The sequence below is a fragment of the Enterocloster sp. OA13 genome (assembly GCF_022440595.1).
Lineage (GTDB): Bacteria > Bacillota > Clostridia > Lachnospirales > Lachnospiraceae > Enterocloster > Enterocloster hominis.
The window spans coordinates 5,183,421-5,204,321 of record NZ_JAKNTF010000001.1 but is presented as its reverse complement, the minus strand read 5'-3'; the positions used below and the strand labels follow the sequence as shown (position 1 = coordinate 5,204,321).

Here is a 20,901-nt window from a genome sequence, read left to right as displayed (position 1 = left end):
AAAAGGGATAAAGGAGAAATGTTATGGGAAAGAAAATGATGCACATTGCGTTGGAAGCCGGGGATGTGGGAAGGTATGTGTTCCTTCCGGGAAGCCCGGAGCGTACGGAAAAGATAGCAGCATATTTTGACAATCCAAGGGAGATTGCCTATAACAGGGAATACAGGACATTCGTAGGGGAACTGGATGGTACCATGGTGGCTGTGACCAGCACCGGGATTGGTGGACCTTCTGCTGCCATTGCGGTTGAGGAACTGCACCAGTGCGGCGCGGACACCATGATGCGCGTGGGCACCTGTGCGTCCGTATCTCCCAAGGTGTCCCTGGGGGATGTGGTAATCCCCAACGGGGCAGTGAAGATGGAGGGGGTGAGCCAGCACTATCTGCCGGTGGAATTTCCTTCCGTGCCGGATTTCCAGATGCTTAAATGCATCGAGCAGGCAGCCATTAACCTGGATTATCCATATAATGTGGGAGTGACCATCACCAAGGCGTCCTTTTACACACAGACCGAGCCGGAAACCAAGCCGGTGGGACCGGAGCTTCAGTATAAGTGGTCCGCATATGAAAAAGGCGGGGCCACCTCCACCAGCATGGAATGCGCCCCACTCTTTGCGGTGGGCGCGTCCCTGGGAATCAGGACGGCCTGTGTGATGGCCAGCGCCACCAATTGCAGGAACTACAGCGATAACGGCAGGAAATCGGAAATCGATATTGAGGACAGGGCAATCAGGACCGCAATTGAAGCAATGAGGCTTATGATCAGGAAAGACAAGGAGATGGCATAATTGATGGATTATAAGGAAATGCCCCAGCTGGGGGATTTGAACATACCTTATTATGTGCAGATTTACGATATTATTTACCAGCTGATCCAGGATGAGAAGCTGAAGGAGGGGGATTCCCTTCCGGGAGAGAACATCCTGGCAGAGTACTGGAACGTAAGCCGCAGTACGGTGCGTATGGCGGTGCGCAAGCTGGAAGAGGACGGTTATATCTATAAGATGCAGGGGAAAAAGACCACGGTAACGGGACAGCTGGCCAGGAATAAGGATGGGCTCCAGCACATTACCAACCCATGCCTCAGCAGCTGCGTGGACGCCATCACCAAGGTGGAGGCAGTCATCAGCGTCCAGAACGGAGGAAGGCTGATCGGCGACCTGCTGGGTTATAACGGCAGGGGGTTCACCGCAGTGGCCGTGGACATGAAGTATTTTGTAGGCGATGCTTACGTGGCGTCTTCGGTGGCAATCATCCCTGTGCTGCTCCTGGAAAAAGAGGAGATAGCCATTGATGATGAAGAGGGACTGAAGGAATTTGCCCTTGCCTCCTTATATAAGCAGGCGGAGCGTTCCAGGCTTTCCATGAGCGCCGTGGAGTGGTCCAGCGAGGTGGTGGACCAGCCCCAGTGCCCCATTGTCATTGTAATGGATGAGGTGCTGTTTAAGGGCGAGGAGCCTTTATGCTATCACAAGTACAGGATGGACAGCAACTGGTACCGTTTTACACTGGACCGCAGGCTGTGATAAGTGAAACCTTCTGCTGAATAAGCAGTTTGTTAATATAATTGTTAATATTACATGTACGACTACAGGAGGAAATGGAAATGAAGAAAAGAATCGTAAGTACCGTACTGGCGGCCGCCATGGCAGCATCCATGCTCGCAGGCTGCGGCTCTTCGGCAAAAGAGACAACAGCGGCGCCGGCAGGCAAGGAAACCCAGGCAGGGGATACCACGGCACAGGAGGAAAATGCAGATGACCCAGGCGCTTCTGACAAGCCCCTGAAAGTGGTTTATCTGTGCAACGGCAACCTGGGCGACAAGGGTTTCAATGACTCCGCCGCCAGCGGCATGCAGCTTTTGGCGGATAAGATGGGGGCCGAGGTCAAGACCATCGAGATGGGCAGGGACGAAACCAGCTACGAGGGCAATTACCTGGATGTGTCTGAGCAGGACTGGGACATGATTGTATCCGGAACCTGGTCTGTTAAGGAACTGGCCCAGGATATTGCAGCTGAGTTCCCTGATAAGAATTATCTGATTTTTGACGTGTCGGTTGACAGGGACGTGGTGACAGAAGGCAATATGATGGGCGTTAACTACTACTCCAACCAGGCTGCATTCCTTTCCGGCGTACTGGCAGCCAAGATGCTGGATTCCGGTGATGCCAAGATTGATCCTTCCAAGAAAATCTTAGGCTTCGTAGGTTCCATGGATACGTCCAATATCAATGATTTCCTGGTAGGGTATCTGGAAGGCATCCAGTATGTGGACCCTGAAATTAAGGTTGTGACTTCTTACGTAGGTTCCTTTGAGGATGTTTCCAAGTGCATGGAAATGACTACCCAGCTGTATAACCAGGGCGCGCAGGTGGTTTATGCACCGGCTTCCCAGTCCATCCTTGGCGCCGTGACGGCAGCGCAGAAGTCAGACAAGTACCTGATTGCCTGCGACCAGGACATTTATGCTGAATTAAAGGATTCCGATCCGGAACTGGCCGCAAATGTGATTTCCTCCAGCCTTAAGAATGTGGGCGAGTCCATCTATACCTCTGTCAAGGGATGGAGCGAGGGAACCATGAGCCTGGATCAGGATTATATCCTGGGACTGGACAGCGGGGCTGTGGGCCTGGCTAAGAATGAAAACTATACAAAACTTGTTCCCGAGGACATCCAGAAGTTCATTGATGAGACAGAACAGAAGGTTATAAGCGGTGATATCACGGTTGGAACCGCTTTTGATATGACAACAGAAGACGTAGCAGCTCTTCGTGATGGCATGAAACCTTGATGTAGGGAAGTGTGGTTCAGGAGGCTGCTGTATCAGATACAGGGCCTCCTTTTTTGAACGTAAAATCCGGTGTGGATCTTGAAAAAACGCGGTGCAGGCAGGGCGCACCGGAAGGATGAGGTGTTGATTATGGCAGAAGAAGCATTGAGAATGTCCCATATTGTGAAAATCTACCCCAACGGGGTCATGGCCAACAAGGATGTGACATTGTCCGTGAACCTTGGGGAGATACACGCCCTTTCCGGCGAGAACGGGGCGGGCAAGTCAACTTTGATGAAAATCCTGTTTGGCGAGGAACAGCCCACATCAGGTGAGATTTATGTAAATGGGAAGCAGGTACATATGTCATCCCCGCAGATGGCAATAAAAATGGGAATCGGAATGGTGCACCAGCATTTCATGCTGGTATCCTCCCTGACCGTTGCGGAGAACATCATCCTGGGCATGGAGCCGAGAAAGGGCGTCATGGTAGACCTGGCTTTTGCAAGAAAGCAGGTGGAGGAGATGGGCAGGAAATACAACCTTTACGTGGACCCGGACAAGCGGGTGGAGGACCTGACCGTGGGCCAGAAGCAGAAGGTGGAAATACTTAAGGCGCTGTTCCGCGGGGCGAAAATCCTGATTCTGGATGAGCCCACGGCCGTGCTGACTCCCCAGGAGACCCAGGAGCTGTTTGATGAGCTGCTCCACCTGAGGGACAACGGGTACACCATTATCTTCATTTCCCATAAGCTTCAGGAAATCAAGCAGATATGCAGCCGGATTACCATCATCCGCCGGGGGACCACCATGGGGGTGCATGAGGTGGACCAGGTTTCGGAGCAGGATATCTCACGGCTTATGGTGGGCAGGGACGTCATCCTGAATGTGGAGAAGGAACCGGCCAGCCCAAAGGAGGAATTGGTTAAGGTAAGGGACCTGGTAGTGGTGGACGAGAACGGAAAGCATGCAGTGGACCATGTATCGTTCTCATTGAGAAAGGGAGAGATACTGGGGATTGCCGGGGTGGAAGGCAACGGGCAGACCGAACTGGTGCGGGCCATTACCGGTATGGGCGCTTACAGCCATGGAACCATTGAGATAAGCGGACAGGATATCAGGGGATATTCGGTTGAGAAGATAAGGAACCTGAAGCTGGCCCACATTCCCGCGGACAGGATGACCATGGGCATGGCGCCCCATCTTTCCATTACTGAGAATATGATTGCAGATAAGCTTGGCTGGAAACGTTTCTTTAAAAACGGAGTGCGGGACAAGAGGGCGGTCAGGGAATACGGGGACGAGATGGTAAAACAGTACCTGATATTCTGCAAGTCCCAGGACGTGGCCATCAACAGCCTGTCAGGCGGCAATATCCAGAAGGCGGTCCTGGCAAGGGAACTGTCCGGGTCCCCACAGGTCATCATTGCGGACCAGCCCACCAGGGGCGTGGATGTGGGAGCCACGGAATTCATCCGCAGACGCCTGGTTGAGATGAGGGATGAGGGGAACGGGGTCATCCTCGTCACATCGGATTTAAACGAAGTACTGGGCCTGTCCGACAGCCTGATTGTGATGTATGAGGGACGGATCGTGGCTTATATCAGCGATACCTCACAGATGACGGAAGCGCAGCTGGGCACCTATATGCTGGGAATCCAGGTACAGTCAGAGGAAGAGATAAAGGAGGCGCGGCATGAACAGTAATAAACGAATCAACCTGCTGGTGGACCTTGTGAAGCTGGCCCTGGTAATCCTTATAGCCTGTGTGCTGGTGTCCGTCATTGTGTTTATTGTAAGCGATGACCCGTGGACAGCCATCAGCAGTTTTTTCCTGGGACCATTTACCTCCCTGCGCAGGGTGGGTAATATCATAGAGGCGGCGTCGCCGTTAATGTTCACGGCGCTGGCAGTCATCATCATCTTTGGCTCGGGCCAATTTTCCATGATTGCAGAAGGTTCCTTCTTTATCGGAATAACAGGCGCCATGGTGGTGGCGATTGCCTGTAAGCTTCCGGGCGGCATCCACCCGGCTGCGGCCATCCTGTTCGGAGGATTCTGCGGGGCAATGGTCGCACTGGTTCCGGCCCTGCTGAAAATGAAATGGAATGTAAGCGAGCTGGTTACATCCATCATGTTCAATTACGTGGTACAGTTTTTTGCGATTTACATGGTAAGCTATCATTTCCGTGAGGTCAGCAGTTCCAGCCTGGCTTCCCTGGAATTTGAAAAGACATCCAGGCTGCCCGTCATACTGGACGGCACCAGGATTCACGCGGGTATTGTGCTGGGAATCGTGCTTTGTGTCCTGGTATGGTTTTTCCTGTACCGCACATCCCTTGGGACCAGGCTCAGGATTACCGGGGACAATCCGCTGTTTGCCAGGTATGCGGGCCTTAAGGTGACCGGACTCATGGTTGCGGCCCAGGTCCTTGCAGGGGCAATTGCAGGCATGGGCGGCGGCGCGGAGCTTCTTGGCATGTATAACCGGTTCAAGTGGACCACAACCCCCGGATATGGGTGGACAGGTATCGTGGTTGCGCTGCTGGCCAGAAGCAATCCGCTGTTGGTCCCTTTGGCGGCTGCATTTATCGGATACCTGAATGTGGGCGCTGATATCATGGCGCGCAGCAGTGACGTGGGCCGTGAGGTGGTGGACATCATCCAGGGCGTCATGATGTTCCTGATTGCGGCGGACGCACTGTTAAAAGGCTGGAGGCAGCATCTGATTGTCAAGGCCGCGAAAGCAGAGGAAAAGGAGGTAGTGCAGGCATGAATTTACTTAGCTTAATCGTCAGTACGGACTTTGTGTACATGTGGATACGTGTGGCAACCCCTATTATCTTTGCTTCCCTGGGCGCTGTGATCTGTACGAAGGCAGGGGTTGTGAACCTGGGGCTGGAGGGGATCATGCTCATATCAGCCCTGGCAGGCGTCCTCGGCAGCGCCTTTGGCGGGAACCTTGTATGGGGCGTCCTGGCCGGTCTGCTGGCAGCTGTTGCGGTGAGCGCCGTGTTTGCCTATTTCCATCTTGTGTTAAAAGCCAACAATGTGCTTTGCGGCACGGCTGTTAACACCATGGCCACGGGCCTTACGGTATTCGTGCTTCAGCTGGCAACCGGGGAAAAGGGCAACTCCTCATCCTTAAAAAGCTTTTCATTTCCCAACGTGGACATTCCTGTCATCAAGGATATTCCTGTTATCGGGACCATCCTGTCGGGCCACAATGCGCTGACGTACTTTGCGCTGATCATGGTGGCTGCAATCTGGTTCTTCCTGTATAAGACGCCTACAGGGCTGCGCATGAGGGCTGTGGGTGAGAATCCGGACGCCGCATCCAGCGTGGGGCAGAACGTGGTGAAGATACAGTTCCTGGCCATTGTGCTGTGCGGAATCATGACAGGACTTGGGGGGATGTACCTTTCCATGGGTTATCTCAATATGTTTGTAAGGGACATGACAGCCGGGCGCGGATTCATTTCCCTGGCAGCCTGCTCCATGGGACAGGCCACGCCGGCGGGGGCGCTGCTGTCATCCATGATATTTGCATTTTTTGACGGGCTTTCCAATATCCTTCAGGTACTTAAGATCCCGTCTGAGTTTATACAGATGCTGCCGTATCTGGCAACCATTGCAGGCCTCACGGTTTACTCCATCCAGAAGTCAGCCGCGGCCAGCCGTAAGATGAAGAAAATAAAGGAGGTACAGGGCTGATGGCACTGGACAAAGAAAGTAAGACAGCAGGAAAGAAGCAGTATCACATTCATTTAAAACCAGGTGATATAGGTAAATATGTGCTTTTGCCAGGGGATCCGGCGCGTTCTGACCGTGTGGCCCAGTATCTGGAGGACGCGCAGTTTGTGGCAAACAACAGGGAACACCGTACATTCACGGGATTTTATAAAGGGGTTAAGATTTCCGTTACCTCCACCGGCATGGGCTGTCCTTCCGCGGCCATTGCGGCGGAGGAGCTGATGAACATCGGGGCGGAGTGCCTTATACGCATCGGAAGCAGCGCTGCCCTGCAGGATGATATTAAAATCGGCGACCTGATGATTTCCACGGGATCCATGAAGAATGAGGGGACCAGCCGTTTCTATGTACCGGACTGCTTCCCGGCAGTGCCTGATTTCGACCTGACCAGGACCATCATTGATACGGCCAGGGAAATGCAGCCTGATTTATATGGAAAGATATATTACGGAATCAATGCATCGGACGATGCATTTTACGGGGAAACCCAGGAATGGATTGATAAGCTTTCCGCACTGGGATGCCTGAACGTGGAGATGGAAAGCTCCGCGCTTTACACGGTCTGCCATAAAAGGAAGAAGAGGGCGGCCATGATCAGCGCTGTTTCCGGCAACCTGGTTACAGGGGAAGTGATTTATGAGACTGCCAATGAAGGGCTGGCCAGGGGCTGGGATGAGGAAATCAAGATTGTGCTTGAGGCAATCTACCGGTTTGAGAAGGAAATGGAATCCAGAGAACAATAAGTACCGGTTTGAGAAGGGAATGGAATCCAGAGAACAATAAGTATCGGTTTGAGAAGGGAATGGAATCCTGAGAACAGTAAGAAGGAAGGTATGAAATATGGGAGAACAGAAAACCATGCACACGGATGTGACATCTGACCAGATTGGGAAATATGTATTCCTGCCCGGAAGCGTGGAACGGGCGGCCCTGATAGCGGAGCATTTTGACAACCCGGTAAAGGTGGCCCATAAAAGGGAATTCTTAACTTATACAGGAACCCTGGAAGGCGTTCCGGTGACCGTGACCAGCACTGGAATCGGCGGACCCTCCGCATGCATTGCCATTGAGGAACTGCATTCCTGCGGCGCACATACCATGATGCGCATCGGTTCCGCCGCATCCACCTCCCCCAAGGTCAGGATTGGCGACGTGGTAATACCAAACGGCGCGGTGCGCATGGAGGGTACAGGCAATCATTATCTGCCGTTTGAGTTTCCGGCCGTGCCTGATTTTGAGATGTTAAAGGCATTGGAGGCAGCGGCCGTTGATTTGGGGCACCCGTATAACGTGGGGGTGACCATCACAAAGGATTCCTACTACACCGAAGCTGAGCCTGAGACAAAGCCGGTGTATGAGGAACTTAAATACAAATGGGAGTCTTATATAAAGGGAGGCGCCACCAACACCAGCATGGAATGCGCTGTGCTTTTCCTTGTGGGCGCGTCCCTGGGTATAAGGACGGCCAGTGTCATGATAAGCGCCACTAACTTTGGCGAGTATTCCAATGATGCGGAGGATTATCCATCCGGCTGGGAACAGAGGGCCATTGAGGTGGGCATTGAGGGGATGAGGAGGATGATACGGAAGGATAAGGCGGAAGGGCGGATATAAGCGTAGGCCTTATCATGGAAAAATGGGATAAATGATTGATATTATGCCACCAGAGCCGAAAGGGATACTGGTGGTTTTTTGTTTGTTGAATTAGATGTGGAATAAATTTAATAAAAAACTCCATAATTCTGTTGACAAAAAATAGAAGAAATGGTAAAACATAAATAGAATAAATGTATGGAATTATTCCAAAAAAATAACAAAAGAAAATCAGGAGGGGAGAAAAAATGGAATATAAGGTAAGGCTTATTCTTGATGGAGAGTACCATAAACTGCTGGTATCCCGGGCGGGCATCCAGATAAAAATCGTTGTGGGGCGGACGGATGAGATGTCGGTTGTAGGCGCGAGAAAATGTGTAGATGAGGTTAAGGAGCTTTTGGAAGAAAAATGCAGTCTGTGTCTGCTTAAAAGGATGCACTACCTGATTTCGGTAAAGAACCAGCTGGGGGAGAAAAGGGATATTTTAAGGTTTTCCTTAAAATCACTGGAAATAGCCATCAGGATACTATATCCGGATGAGTACAGGCAATGGAAGGATGAAATTGAAGAGAAGGGGGAAAAGGGGGATGACAGACAGTATGAAAAGAAGCGGATTACGATATTGAATACAGGATGTACTTCTTCGGGAAAGACGATATTTGATTTGAAATGTATCCTGGATGATGCTGCCAGCAAGAATTTCATACCTGCGTTGACCAGTATTAAGGAAAGTACGAACTTTATGATCCGTTACCATATCAACGACCCGGAGTTCCGTCCGGAAGAAGAGATGGATTTCCGAATCTGCGTGAAGCTGAAGACCGGGCAGGTGCTTAAAAAGAATATCGAGATGCAGATATTGGAAGCCGTGGTGGAAATGTATGAAGACATTGCGGAAATGACAAAGGATGACAATGCCGGTATGGAGGAAATCAGGGAGCATTCCAGGGGCATTGCGGTTGAGCGGCTTAAGTCCAACAGGGCCAAGACTTTTGTCATAGGATATATTGTGGATATGGAAGGGAAAGGCAAGAACATTGAGAACATCCTGATAAAAGGAATCCAGGAGGTTTATGGACAGAGCACATCCTACAGTAAGGTGGGGTATGAAGAAGCTTATGGCGGAATCATTACGGATATCCGCAGTAAACATCTGAAGCTGAGCAATGATGATATTTCCGAACTGGTATTCAGGGAGGATGATAGACCCAGTGAATATATGGAGATCTACAATTACATAGAGAGGGAACTGGACCGTGTTGCGGTCATGTTTGAAGAGGAACATGGAAGACATATAGGGATGGGGGATAATCTGCAGATTGAAGGAAAAAGCAGGGAACCTGGTACAAAGGATTTGGTGGACCATGTTTTTGGGAATAAACGCAGGCAGATGAACAAGGATTTCTTTTCGATAGAGCCGCTGGTGGAAAGGGCAGAATTATATTTTGTTTCTGACAAAATGAAAGACTGTGGATGTGTTGTTCTGATAGATGGCCTGGGAATAAACCAGGGGCAGCTGCCATCAGGAAATGAAAAGGAAGTCATATATAACAGGGTCCATGTTTCAGTCCAGGACGCAAATCCGGATATCATATTATACCATACGCTGTTGAATGGGAAAGATGACCATATGTTGGATATTGTCAGGATGCTTAGCGATGAAGGCTTCCGCCGGAAGACATATGTTGTATTCGGACGGCTGGATACGGTTGCAGATGACTATTTTGAGCAGGATGGTATTGGACTGGATGAGGTGACATCAGAAGAGTTCGGCATTTTCATGAAACACATAGAGGAACAATATGCGGAGAGGGATGTGCTTTCCCTGCGGGGTATTATTGGGGAACATTATTTTCTCTGCGACAAGATGGGGACCTTTGATAAGAAGATGGATATTCCTGAGGCAAAGGGATACGATTCTAACTCCGTCATAAAAGAAATCATAAGGCAGAATGCAGGGGATATAAGCAGCCAGGCGGCTAATTCCGATATGGAACAATTCTTTATGATTATGGATAAGCATTTTGTGTTTGGCAGCACATATATAAAATATATGTCGGAGTTGGACCGGATGGTTCCTATGGAGTATGGGAAGATGAGATGGAATACACTGGAAAAGGCTTTGGATGAACTGTATGCTTCCCGGTGGGGATTCGACTGCCTGATTCCGAGCATGACATTGAGGCGCTGCCTGGCCGGGATAATGAACAGAGAAGACATCAAAAAACAGATGCAGGATACATTTGCGGATAGATACGACAGCATTTTAAGGGACTTCCTTCAGGAGTGGACGGAAACAGCACAGACGATTATGGTGATTGAACATAAGGCATTTTTTCACAGGCTGCTGTTGATGCGCTATATCTCAAGTATGCGGACAACCTATGGTGTTTCCATGACAACAGACAGGAAAATAAACCTTAGGAATTTATATGAACGATGTTTTGGAAGTAAGGATATGGATGGGATGGAGACGCTGCGGCTTATGGCGCAGATTGCCTGGAAGAGTAAGCGCAGCCTTAATACGGAGGCTGGAATGGAATAAATAAGATGGCTGTATAAGTGCATACGCCACATTATTTAAGAATTTCTAACGCTTCCTTTAGAAAAAATTCCACAAATAGTCAGGGAATAGTCACGTAGTGTTAAGGCTTTTTCAAAGATTAAATCCAAGGTCTGTGATATGATAGATACATAAAGTGATAGATTGTCAGCATATCCATAGAAAAGGATAAATCAGATTGGGAAAGCGGGTGAAGTGAATGAAGGTGCGTAAAGGATTGAAATATCTGGCAGCCATGGTTATGGCAGCACTTATCTGTCTCTGTGCCATGGTCATCATGGACGGTTACCACATGTATCAGGATGCGGTGGCTCAGGTAAGCCTGGAAGAGAAAGTAGCTTCCATCCGCAGCAAGGAAAATTATACCACCTTTGATGAGCTGCCCGAAATCTATGTGGATGCGGTGCTGTCCGTGGAGGACCACAGGTTTTACAATCATCCGGGTATTGATATGATTGCCATCGGAAGGGCTGTTTTCAATGATATCCGGGCAGGTGCATTTGTGGAAGGCGGCAGCACGGTGACACAGCAGCTGGCCAAGAACATGTACTTTACCCAGGAAAAGGAACTGCAGCGCAAGGTGGCGGAAGTGTTTGTGGCTTTTGACCTGGAACGGAATTACAGCAAGAACGAGATACTGGAACTTTACGTGAATACGATTTATTATGGAAATGGATATTACTGCGTGAAGGATGCCTCGGAAGGGTACTTTGGGAAAGCGCCAAATGACATGACGGATTATGAAAGTACGCTGCTGGCCGGAATCCCCAATGCGCCATCCAAATATGCCCCCACCGTAAGTCCCGAACTGGCGCAGAAACGCCAGGAGCAGGTGTTGGCGCGTTTGGTGAAATGCGGATATTTTACAGAGGAACGGGCCCTTGAGACGCTGGCGGCAGGGAATGTGCTGTAGGCTCACTGATGATGCAGGTTTAGTGCCGTTTGGTACGGATTCTGGTATAATTCCTGATACAAATACGCCGATAGATGGCACCCGCTATCTATCGGCGTATTTACGTCAGGCGGTACTAGATGATATAATAGGGATATTCAGGTACGGGAGGGGAATACATGCAGATATCGTCCAGTTTAGGAATGAGCATTGTCACAGAGGTGAAGAAAATCATCCATGAAGATTTGACGTTCATGGATAAAAGCTGTCACATCATTGCCTGCACGGATGAAAAACGGATAGGTGATTTCCATGAGGCCAGCAGGAAGATGTTGGATGAGGGGCTTAAGGAACTGACGGTTCCGGATGACGATACCTATCAAGGAACCCGGTCCGGGATTAACCTGACGCTGGAGCTTGAAGGCCAGGTCGTAGGCGTGGTGGGAATCACTGGAAATGAAGAAGAGGTCAGCCGTTACGGACAGGTTGTAAAGAAAATGACGGAAATCCTGTTGCTGGAAAGTTATTTGAAAGAAGAAAAAATCCGGGAACGCAGCGCCAGGAACCGCTTTCTGCAGGAATGGCTGATGACGGATGAGCTGAGGATGAATCCGGCCCTGGTGGATGAGGGAATCTCCCAGGGCATCGATGTGATGGTGCCCAGACGGGCCGCGGTGCTTGGGCATACCGGGAATCCCATCATGAGCCAGGAGGATGTGGAACGGATTGAACACAGGATCCGCCGCATCCTGAAAGAGGACATGCGCAATGTAAGCGGCAGCAGCGGCGGGAGTTTCATCGTGCTGATGAGTGAGCGCAGCGACGAGATGGCAGCAAAGCTGATTGCCCAGATACAGGCGGACATTGAAAAGGAATGCGGGTACCGGCTGATTGCAGGCGTGGACAGCCGTACCATCAGCGGCGGACAGCTGAAAGCCGGATATTTCCGGGCCATTAAGGCCCTGAACGGGGCCGCGGTGCAGGGGGACAGCGGAGTTGCCTTTTATGACAGCATATTGCTGGAGATATTCATCAATGATATCGGACAGGCCACCAAGGAAGAGTTCATACAGCGGGTATTTAAGGGATGTTCGGAGAAGCGGATGAAGGAAGCTGTCCGCATTTTAAGGGTGCTGTATGAATGCGACGGTTCCATAAACCAGGCCGCTGAACAGCTGTACCTCCATAAGAATACATTGCAATATAAACTGAACCGGTTAAAGGAAAAAACGGGATATGATCCGCGTAAATTGAGCGCGGCACCTTATTATTACCTGGCGATTGCGTTTTATGAAAGTATGGAGTGAGATGGGATGAAATGACAGGGATTAATATTGAGTGATATGAATTGGTATAGACTAATTGTGAGAGGATTACTGCGGCAGGCGGTAGTCCTTTTTTGATAAGGCATAGCATTGGCAGACGGGGGAGGATAATGGATAAAAATGCATAAAAATAAAATGAAAATATGTGTAAATAAATACAAAACATACAATTTGATATATTACACATACCATATTATTTTGATTAAATATGGTTTTTGTAACATATCGCCGGGAATGATTTTATGTTATAGTTAATTCATGAAAAACAGGCGCAAAAGTCAATGAGGAGGGGGATATGAAGATAGAGATACCCTATGGGAGGACTGTGTTATCAGCGGATATACCGGATGAAAGAGTGGGCGCGGTGCTTAATAACCGGCTGCATGATTATGAGCCTCCGGCTGCTGCGGATGTGTTGGTGGAGCAGGCTCTGGCATCACCAATCGGCAGTCCGCCTTTATGTGAGCTTGCAAAAGGAAAAAAGAATGTGGTCATACTGGCAAGCGACCACACCCGTCCGGTTCCCAGCAAGGCAATCATGCCGGCCATGCTGCGGGAAATAAGGCGGTTTAACCCTCAGGTAAAGATTACAATCCTCATCGCCACAGGATGTCACAGGGAATCCACCAGGGAGGAACTGGTCCATAAGTTCGGCCGGGAGATCTGTGAACAGGAGACCATCGCCATCCATGACTGTCTGAAGGATTCCATGGTGGATTATGGCGTACTTCCATCCGGCGCGCCTTTAAGCGTGAACCGGATTGGCGCCCAGGCGGATTTGCTGGTTGCGGAAGGCTTTATTGAACCGCATTTTTTTGCTGGATTTTCAGGCGGACGCAAAAGCGTGCTTCCGGGAATCTGCGCAGCCAGTACGGTTTATGCCAACCACAGTTCCCATATGATTGACAGCCCAGGTGCCCACAGCGGCTGTCTGCAAGGGAACCGGATCCACGAGGATATGGTGGAGGGGGCGCGCCGTGTGGGTCTCAGCTTCATTGTGAATGTGGTGTGTAACGGCAGTAAGGAGACTGTAGCTGCATTCGCAGGGGATTTTGAACAGGCGCACCTTGCGGGAGTAAGCTTTCTCAATGGATTGTGCAGGATGCAGGTGGAGGAAGAAGCGGGGATTGTCATCACAGGCAATGGCGGTTTCCCCTTGGACCAGAACATCTATCAGGCGGTAAAGGGGATATCCACGGCAGATATCATCTGCCGCAGGGGCGGGGTCATTATCATGGCGGCAGCCAGTGTGGACGGCCATGGGGGAGATGAATTTTACCATACGTTTACATCTGGGAAAAATGCTGATGAAATCCTGCAGGATATCCTTGATGTGCCCCAGGATGAAACGCGGCCCGACCAGTGGCAGTCCCAGATCCTTGCAAGGGCAATGGTAAGGCATCCGGTCATCCTCATAAGCACACAGCCCCATGAACTGGTACAGAAGATGGGAATCATACCTGCCGATGACATTTCCCAGGCCATTGGGATGGCGGATGAACTGTTGGGACGGAAAGAGAAAATTGTGGTCATACCGGACGGGGTAGGGTGTATACCTGCCTTGAAGGGATGATGGTAAACGAAACTAATAAGGATAAGTGTTCAAGGAGGGACAGATAATGGGGAAATGGATGAAAAACAGCTCAAAACGGCTGCTGGCAATCTCTGTTTTGCTGATGTTGGTCAGTATGGTAATGGCAGGGACACTGCAGAGTGATTTTGGGAAGGTGACTGTCAAGAAAATCAAAGTAGAAACAGACGCAGGCTTAACCATGGGCGGACTGCTATACGTACCGGATTCAGCTACTGAGGAGAATCCGGCGCCGGCTGCCGTTGTGGTACACGGATGGTGGAAGACAAAGGAGAGCCAGTCCTCCACGGCCATGGAACTGGCCCGCCGGGGTATCGTGGCCCTTGCCATTGATATGTACGGACATGGGGATTCCTCCAATGTGAAATTTAATTTTGTGGATTCCTATAATGGACTGGAACTGCTGGCTGGCCTGCCATATGTGGATGCTGACCGACTGGGCATTACAGGCCATTCCATGGGAGGCAAATGCTGTACCGCGGTAACGGAATGGGCGGACCAGGGCGGTTCCGTGGATGTGGCAGCCATGGTCATCGCAGGTACGGATCCCACGTATCAGGATAAGGACGGTGCATGGATTAATGCCTATGGTAACCGGGATGTCTGCATGATTGCGGCCAGATATGATGACTTTGAGTATCATGGTTCGACCATTCATGGGCCTTGGTATAATGCGCCCAGGGACTATGCATCAACAGACCGGGCCAAATCCTTTGTGAATTTTGGGGAGGATCCGGCAAACATTCAGGATGAGGTCCAGGTTGGCAAGGTCTATGAAAAGGAAATTGACGGCAGGATTGCCAAACGCCTGCTTTATACACCGACACAGATCCACTCCTGGTTCGTGCTGTCACCGGTTTCCACCGGCATGACCGTATCCTTCCTCCAGGATTCCCTGGGAGCGCCTAATCCTCTTGGGGCCTCCAACCAGCTTGGATTCATCAAGGAGCTGTTTACCGCAGTGGGACTGGTTGGAATGTTCATGTTCATGGTATCCCTTGTGTATGTATTGGTTGAAACGCCTGCATTTGCCTGCCTTAAGGCATCGAAGAAGGTAGAGCCGCTTCCGGCCCCGAAGGGCAAAGGGCTTGCATGGTTCTGGGGGGCAATCCTTGTTACGGCAATCGTATCCTATGCCACGCTGTTCCCCATTGCAACCTGGATCAATACAGCGCCGCCGGACCCGTTACTGCCAATCATCCAGGCCAAGTCCCTTGGAATCTGGGGTGTAATCAGCGGCGCCGTATCTTTACTGATCATGTTCCTGAATTACCGGTTCTATGGAAAGAATAACGGGATTGATTTAAGGGAACGGGGAATCATCCTTCCGAAGGGCACATTTGCAAAGACGGTCCTGCTGGGGATAATCGCTCCTCTTGCAGCTTATGGATTTGTATTCCTGGCAGATTATTTCTTTACCACGGACTTCCGCTTCTGGACCTTTGCGGCCAGGGCCTTTGAATCGGATAAGGCAATTTACAGCCTGGTTTCCCTGCCGCTGTTTTTGATGTACTATATCCCTAACTCCCTTGCGACCAACTGCTTCCGTTATAACAGGATTGGGGGCAAGGAGTGGATTAATACCCTGATTGTATCCGTTGGAAATGCCCTTGGCTGTATCGGGCTCCTGGCAGTACAGTACATGACCTTTGTGGCCACCGGATATTCCAGATGGCATGATAACGGTTCGGTGAAATCTGCAATCGGATGGTCCTATGCAGTGGTTGCAATCTTAATCATTGCCCCCATTGTTGCGCGGAAGATATACAAAAAGACCAATAATCCTTATCTGGCAGGAATCATCAACGGCATCATAGTAGCCATAATCAGCTGTACCAGTACTTCTACCATACTTTATACGGTGGGGACATCTTATATACCCCATTGATACCGGGGCTTGCGTCCATTGTGCGGGTTGCATTTTTCCGTTGTGCTTTTTAACAGTAATACCTTTCAGTAATATTAGCCGGTAATACAGGTAAAACTGATATGCACGGTTCATTATGAGTCTTTACAATTGATATAGAATCTGTTAGAATGAGGAAACAGTCAGAAGCGTTAGATACCCCTATAGGTGCGTATCTAACGCTTTAAGGCGTGTCATCAAGACGCGCCGCCGGCTCTGATATAAGATGGATCAAACAGGACAGAGGGACGTAAAATGAGCGGATTATGGGACAGAATAAAGGGTATACTGGGATGGAAAAAGAGGGAACCGGATGAGAAGGAGGACGACAGGGTCATGTATATCGTAGCAGGTTTGGGCAATCCCACAAGGGAATATGAGAAGACAAGGCATAATGTGGGATTTGAGGTCATCGATGTGCTGGCCGACATGCTGGGGACCACGGTTGAGGAAAAGAAGTTTAAGGGCTGCTATGGAAGGGGAATCATCGGCGGTGAGAAGGTGCTGCTGCTAAAACCCCAGACCTTCATGAACCTAAGCGGCGAAAGCATCAGGGCTGCGGCTGATTTCTATAAAGTGGATCCTGAACATATCATTATCATATATGATGATATCAGCCTGGATGTGGGGCAGCTGCGTATCCGCAAAAAGGGAAGCGCAGGCGGCCACAACGGCATTAAGAACATCATTGCCCACCTGGGTACCCAGGAATTTCCTCGCATCAAGGTGGGGGTAGGCGATAAGCCTAAGAAAATGGACCTGGCCGACTATGTGCTGAGCCGTTTTTCCAAAGAAGACCGGGCAGCCATGGAGGATGCGTTTAAGACGGCGGCAAAGGCTGTGGAAGTGATGATAACAGACGGAATGGATACAGCCATGAATCAGTTTAACGGCCATAAGGCCTGATGAGAGGTGCAGGGTAAGATGGAAAACCCATTATTGGAATTACAGGAATATGACAATCTGATCCAGGCCCTGAATAAGGGGAAGGGTCCTCTTCAGGTAACGGGTACGCTGGATTCCCAGAAGGTACATCTGATGTACGAGCTGGGGGAAGGGGCGGCATTTCCGTGGAAGCTGGTGGTGACCTATGATGACACCCGGGCCAAGGAAATATACGATGATTTCCGTAACTTTACAAAGCAGGTATGGCTGTATCCGGCCAAGGACCTGCTGTTCTACAGCGCGGACATCCATGGAAACCTTATGACGAGGCAGAGGATTGCCGTGCTCAGGCACCTGATGGAGGATCAAGGCGGGGTTGTGGTCACCACCATGGACGGTCTGATGGACCATCTCCTTCCCCTGCAGTATCTGAAGGAGCAGGCCATTACCGTTGAAAGCGGACAGGTGATTGACCTCAATGTGTGGAGGCAGAGACTGACCGCCATGGGTTATGAGAGGATGGCCCAGGTGGACGGCATGGGGCAGTTTTCCATCCGCGGCGGAATCATCGACATTTTCCCGCTGACAGAGGAAGTGCCGCTGCGCATCGAACTGTGGGATGATGAGGTGGATTCCATCCGTACCTTTGACCTGGAGAGCCAGCGGTCCGTGGAGCAGCTGGACGCTGTCACCATCTATCCGGCGGCCGAGGTTGTGCTGGATAAAAAGCAGCTGGAGGCAGGGACGGACCGGTTGAGGAAGGAAGCTAAGACCTATGAGAAGGCCCTGCGGGAACAGCACAAAACGGAGGAAGCCCATAGGATCCATTCCATCATAGAGGAACTGGCGGACGGGCTTCGGGAGGGCTGGAAGCTTGGGGGGCTGGACGCGTATATCCGGTATTTCTGTCCGGACACGGTGTCCTTTTTGGAGTATTTCCCTAAGGGGGAAAGCGTGGTGTACCTGGATGAACCGGCCAGGTTAAGGGAAAAGGGCGAAACCGTGGAACTGGAGTTCAGGGAAAGCATGGTGCACCGCCTGGAAAAGGGATATCTCCTGCCGGGGCAGACTGAGCTGCTCTATCCGGTGGAAGAGGTCATGGCCAGGGTCCAGAGGCCCCTGACCGTGATGCTTACCGGCCTGGACCAGAAGCTGCCGGGAATGAAGGTGAACCATAAGTTCAGCATTGATGTGAAGAATGTGAACTCCTACCAGAACAGCTTCGAGATCCTGATTAAGGACCTGACCAGATGGAAAAAGGAAGGGTACAGGGTCATCCTTTTGTCGGCGTCCAGGACAAGGGCCAGCAGGCTGGCCAGCGACCTGCGGGAGTACGGTCTGCGGGCCTACTGCCCGGATGGGGCGGAGCCTGAGATGGAAACCGGGGATGGAAGGGAGGCAAAGGACGCCCACCCAAAGGTAAAGCCCGGGGAAATCATGGTTACCTACGGCAGCCTTCACAGGGGGTTTGAATACCCGCTCCTTAAATTTGTCTATATCACCGAGGGTGATATGTTCGGCGTGGAAAAGAAGAAAAAGCGCCGGAAGAAAACAAATTACCAGGGCAAGGCAATCCAGAGCTTTTCCGAGCTGTCCGTGGGCGATTATGTGGTCCATGAGGAGCATGGACTTGGTATTTACAAGGGAATTGAGAAGGTTGAGCGGGATAAGGTCATCAAGGACTATATCAAGATTGAGTATGGGGACGGCGGTAACCTGTACCTTCCCGCCACCCGTCTGGAAAGCATCCAGAAATACGCCGGCGCGGATGCCAAGAAGCCAAAGCTTAACAAGCTGGGAGGCACGGAGTGGGGCAAGACCAAGACCAGGGTTAAGGGCGCGGTCCAGGAGATTGCCAAGGACCTGGTTAAGCTTTATGCTGCCAGACAGGAGAAGGCCGGGTTCCAGTACGGCCATGACACGGTGTGGCAGAGGGAGTTTGAGGAACTGTTCCCTTATGATGAGACGGATGACCAGATGGATGCCATTGACGCGGTGAAGACGGATATGGAAAGCAGACGTATCATGGACCGTCTGATCTGCGGCGACGTGGGCTACGGCAAGACCGAGGTGGCGCTTCGGGCAGCCTTTAAGGCGGTCCAGGACAGCAAGCAGGTGGTTTACCTGGTGCCCACCACAATCCTGGCACAGCAGCATTATAATACGTTTGTCCAGAGGATGAAGGATTTCCCGGTGCGGGTCGACATGCTGTCCAGGTTCTGCACCCCGGCCAGGCAGAAGCGGACCCTGGAGGACCTGCGCAAGGGCATGGTGGATATTGTCATCGGTACCCACAGGGTCCTGTCCAAGGATATGCAGTTTAAGGACCTGGGGCTTCTGATCATAGATGAGGAGCAGCGGTTCGGGGTTGCCCACAAGGAGAAGATTAAGCAGTTAAAGGAAAATGTGGATGTGCTTACATTGACCGCAACCCCCATACCAAGGACCCTGCACATGAGCCTGGCAGGTATCCGGGACATGAGTGTGCTGGAGGAGCCTCCGGTGGACCGCACCCCAATCCAGACCTATGTGATGGAATATAACGAGGAAATGGTCCGGGAAGCCATTAACCGCGAGCTGGCCAGAAACGGCCAGGTGTATTATGTATACAACCGGGTGACGGATATTGACGAGGTGGCGAACCGTATCCAGGCCCTGGTGCCTGAGGCCGTGGTCACATTTGCCCATGGACAGATGAGGGAGCATGAACTGGAGCGGATTATGGCTGACTTCATCAATGGGGAGATTGATGTGCTTGTATCCACCACCATCATTGAAACAGGCCTGGATATCCCCAATGCCAACACCATGATCATCCATGATGCGGACCGGATGGGGCTGTCCCAGCTATACCAGCTGCGGGGCCGTGTGGGCCGTTCCAACAGGACCTCCTATGCCTTCCTTATGTACAGGCGTGATAAACTGTTAAAGGAAGAGGCGGAGAAGCGCCTGCAGGCCATCCGTGAGTTTACGGAGCTTGGCTCCGGCATCAAGATTGCCATGCGCGATCTGGAAATCCGGGGCGCGGGCAATGTCCTGGGCGCGGAGCAGCACGGACACATGGAAGCCGTGGGATACGACCTGTACTGCAAGATGCTGAACGAAGCAGTGCTTGCGCTCAAGGGAGAGAAGCCGGATGAGGATTCCTACGAAACCGTGGTGGAGTGCGACATCGATGCATATATTCCCGGTTCTTATATTAAGAATGAGTATCAGAAGCTGGATATCTATAAGAGGATTTCCGCCATTGAAACAGAGGATGAGTATATGGATATGCAGGATGAGCTGATGGACCGCTTTGGCGATATACCGCGCAGTGTGGATAACCTGCTGATGATTGCGGGCCTGCGTGCGCTGGCACACCAGGCATATGTGACAGAGGTGGTCATTAACCGCCAGGAAATCAGGCTTTCCATGTACCAGAAGGCCAGGCTTCAGATTGAGAAGATTCCTGAACTGGTTAAGGCCTACAAGGGGGATCTGAAACTGGTGCCGGGGGAGGTCCCCGCGTTCCACTATATTGACAGAAGGAATAAGAACCAGGACAGCCTTGCCATGGTGGAGAAGGCCAAGGAAATCCTGAAAGGGCTGGGGGAACTGAGGGAGGCGCATTAGTGCCCCC

General features: G+C 51.0%; 15 protein-coding genes. All 15 read left to right on the top strand.

What is annotated here, in order from left to right; all coding sequences use genetic code 11:
• The first annotated feature begins 23 nt into the window (after positions 1-23).
• The 15 genes from MCJ35_RS22995 (at position 24) to mfd (ending at position 20,894) form a co-directional block, all read left to right on the top strand.
• Positions 24-788 (top strand): nucleoside phosphorylase, encoded by a 765-nt coding sequence (locus MCJ35_RS22995; protein ID WP_008720635.1) that lies wholly within the window; start codon positions 24-26, stop codon positions 786-788.
• Positions 789-791: 3 nt separating this feature from the next.
• The gene (locus MCJ35_RS22990; protein WP_050927308.1) at positions 792-1,526 is read left to right on the top strand and encodes a GntR family transcriptional regulator; all 735 of its coding nucleotides are present in this window, start codon (positions 792-794) and stop codon (positions 1,524-1,526) included.
• An 80-nt stretch (positions 1,527-1,606) separates the two neighbouring features.
• Positions 1,607-2,791 (top strand): BMP family lipoprotein, encoded by a 1,185-nt coding sequence (locus MCJ35_RS22985; RefSeq protein WP_025485078.1) that lies wholly within the window; start codon positions 1,607-1,609, stop codon positions 2,789-2,791.
• Positions 2,792-2,920: 129 nt separating this feature from the next.
• On the top strand, positions 2,921-4,477 hold the full coding sequence (locus MCJ35_RS22980) for an ABC transporter ATP-binding protein (protein WP_227809879.1): 1,557 nt from the start codon (positions 2,921-2,923) through the stop codon (positions 4,475-4,477).
• Positions 4,467-5,546 carry an ABC transporter permease gene (locus MCJ35_RS22975; protein WP_008720631.1) on the top strand — a complete coding sequence of 360 codons (1,080 nt, stop codon included), beginning with the start codon at positions 4,467-4,469 and terminating at the stop codon, positions 5,544-5,546. The genes MCJ35_RS22980 and MCJ35_RS22975 overlap by 11 nt, the downstream gene beginning before the upstream one ends.
• The gene (locus MCJ35_RS22970) at positions 5,543-6,484 is read left to right on the top strand and encodes an ABC transporter permease (RefSeq protein ID WP_025485080.1); all 942 of its coding nucleotides are present in this window, start codon (positions 5,543-5,545) and stop codon (positions 6,482-6,484) included. The genes MCJ35_RS22975 and MCJ35_RS22970 overlap by 4 nt, the downstream gene beginning before the upstream one ends.
• Positions 6,484-7,266, top strand: coding sequence for a nucleoside phosphorylase (locus MCJ35_RS22965; RefSeq protein WP_025485081.1), 783 nt, complete (start codon positions 6,484-6,486; stop codon positions 7,264-7,266). Before MCJ35_RS22970 ends, MCJ35_RS22965 begins: the two co-directional genes overlap by 1 nt.
• Before the next feature lie 97 nt (positions 7,267-7,363).
• Positions 7,364-8,137: a nucleoside phosphorylase gene (locus MCJ35_RS22960; protein WP_008720628.1), complete on the top strand. Its 774-nt coding sequence runs from the start codon at positions 7,364-7,366 to the stop codon at positions 8,135-8,137.
• A 227-nt stretch (positions 8,138-8,364) separates the two neighbouring features.
• Positions 8,365-10,662 carry a hypothetical protein gene (locus tag MCJ35_RS22955; protein WP_025485082.1) on the top strand — a complete coding sequence of 766 codons (2,298 nt, stop codon included), beginning with the start codon at positions 8,365-8,367 and terminating at the stop codon, positions 10,660-10,662.
• 217 nt (positions 10,663-10,879) lie between these two features.
• Complete coding sequence (locus MCJ35_RS22950; RefSeq protein WP_025485083.1) at positions 10,880-11,593, top strand: transglycosylase domain-containing protein; 714 nt, start codon at positions 10,880-10,882, stop codon at positions 11,591-11,593.
• A gap of 158 nt (positions 11,594-11,751) precedes the next feature.
• Positions 11,752-12,879, top strand: a complete 1,128-nt coding sequence (locus MCJ35_RS22945; protein ID WP_025485084.1) for a CdaR family transcriptional regulator — start codon at positions 11,752-11,754, stop codon at positions 12,877-12,879.
• 313 nt (positions 12,880-13,192) lie between these two features.
• Positions 13,193-14,470, top strand: coding sequence for a nickel-dependent lactate racemase (gene larA / locus MCJ35_RS22940; RefSeq protein WP_025485085.1), 1,278 nt, complete (start codon positions 13,193-13,195; stop codon positions 14,468-14,470).
• 46 nt (positions 14,471-14,516) lie between these two features.
• Entirely contained in the window at positions 14,517-16,376 is a 1,860-nt protein-coding gene (locus MCJ35_RS22935; protein ID WP_025485087.1) for an alpha/beta hydrolase, read from the top strand.
• A 273-nt stretch (positions 16,377-16,649) separates the two neighbouring features.
• Positions 16,650-17,300 (top strand): aminoacyl-tRNA hydrolase, encoded by a 651-nt coding sequence (pth, locus tag MCJ35_RS22930; protein WP_025485088.1) that lies wholly within the window; start codon positions 16,650-16,652, stop codon positions 17,298-17,300.
• 18 nt (positions 17,301-17,318) lie between these two features.
• Entirely contained in the window at positions 17,319-20,894 is a 3,576-nt protein-coding gene (gene mfd, locus MCJ35_RS22925; protein ID WP_025485089.1) for a transcription-repair coupling factor, read from the top strand.
• The last annotated feature ends 7 nt before the right edge of the window (positions 20,895-20,901 follow it).

Coding starts and splice junctions, on each gene's coding strand:
- MCJ35_RS22945 (WP_025485084.1), top strand. CDS start 11,752: ATGCAGATATCGTCCAGTTTAGGAATGAGCATTGTCACAGAGGTGAAG.
- MCJ35_RS22970 (WP_025485080.1), top strand. CDS start 5,543: ATGAATTTACTTAGCTTAATCGTCAGTACGGACTTTGTGTACATGTGG.
- MCJ35_RS22995 (WP_008720635.1), top strand. CDS start 24: ATGGGAAAGAAAATGATGCACATTGCGTTGGAAGCCGGGGATGTGGGA.
- pth (WP_025485088.1), top strand. CDS start 16,650: ATGAGCGGATTATGGGACAGAATAAAGGGTATACTGGGATGGAAAAAG.
- MCJ35_RS22955 (WP_025485082.1), top strand. CDS start 8,365: ATGGAATATAAGGTAAGGCTTATTCTTGATGGAGAGTACCATAAACTG.
- MCJ35_RS22975 (WP_008720631.1), top strand. CDS start 4,467: ATGAACAGTAATAAACGAATCAACCTGCTGGTGGACCTTGTGAAGCTG.
- MCJ35_RS22985 (WP_025485078.1), top strand. CDS start 1,607: ATGAAGAAAAGAATCGTAAGTACCGTACTGGCGGCCGCCATGGCAGCA.
- MCJ35_RS22950 (WP_025485083.1), top strand. CDS start 10,880: ATGAAGGTGCGTAAAGGATTGAAATATCTGGCAGCCATGGTTATGGCA.
- MCJ35_RS22980 (WP_227809879.1), top strand. CDS start 2,921: ATGGCAGAAGAAGCATTGAGAATGTCCCATATTGTGAAAATCTACCCC.
- larA (WP_025485085.1), top strand. CDS start 13,193: ATGAAGATAGAGATACCCTATGGGAGGACTGTGTTATCAGCGGATATA.
- MCJ35_RS22960 (WP_008720628.1), top strand. CDS start 7,364: ATGGGAGAACAGAAAACCATGCACACGGATGTGACATCTGACCAGATT.
- MCJ35_RS22965 (WP_025485081.1), top strand. CDS start 6,484: ATGGCACTGGACAAAGAAAGTAAGACAGCAGGAAAGAAGCAGTATCAC.
- mfd (WP_025485089.1), top strand. CDS start 17,319: ATGGAAAACCCATTATTGGAATTACAGGAATATGACAATCTGATCCAG.
- MCJ35_RS22990 (WP_050927308.1), top strand. CDS start 792: ATGGATTATAAGGAAATGCCCCAGCTGGGGGATTTGAACATACCTTAT.
- MCJ35_RS22935 (WP_025485087.1), top strand. CDS start 14,517: ATGGGGAAATGGATGAAAAACAGCTCAAAACGGCTGCTGGCAATCTCT.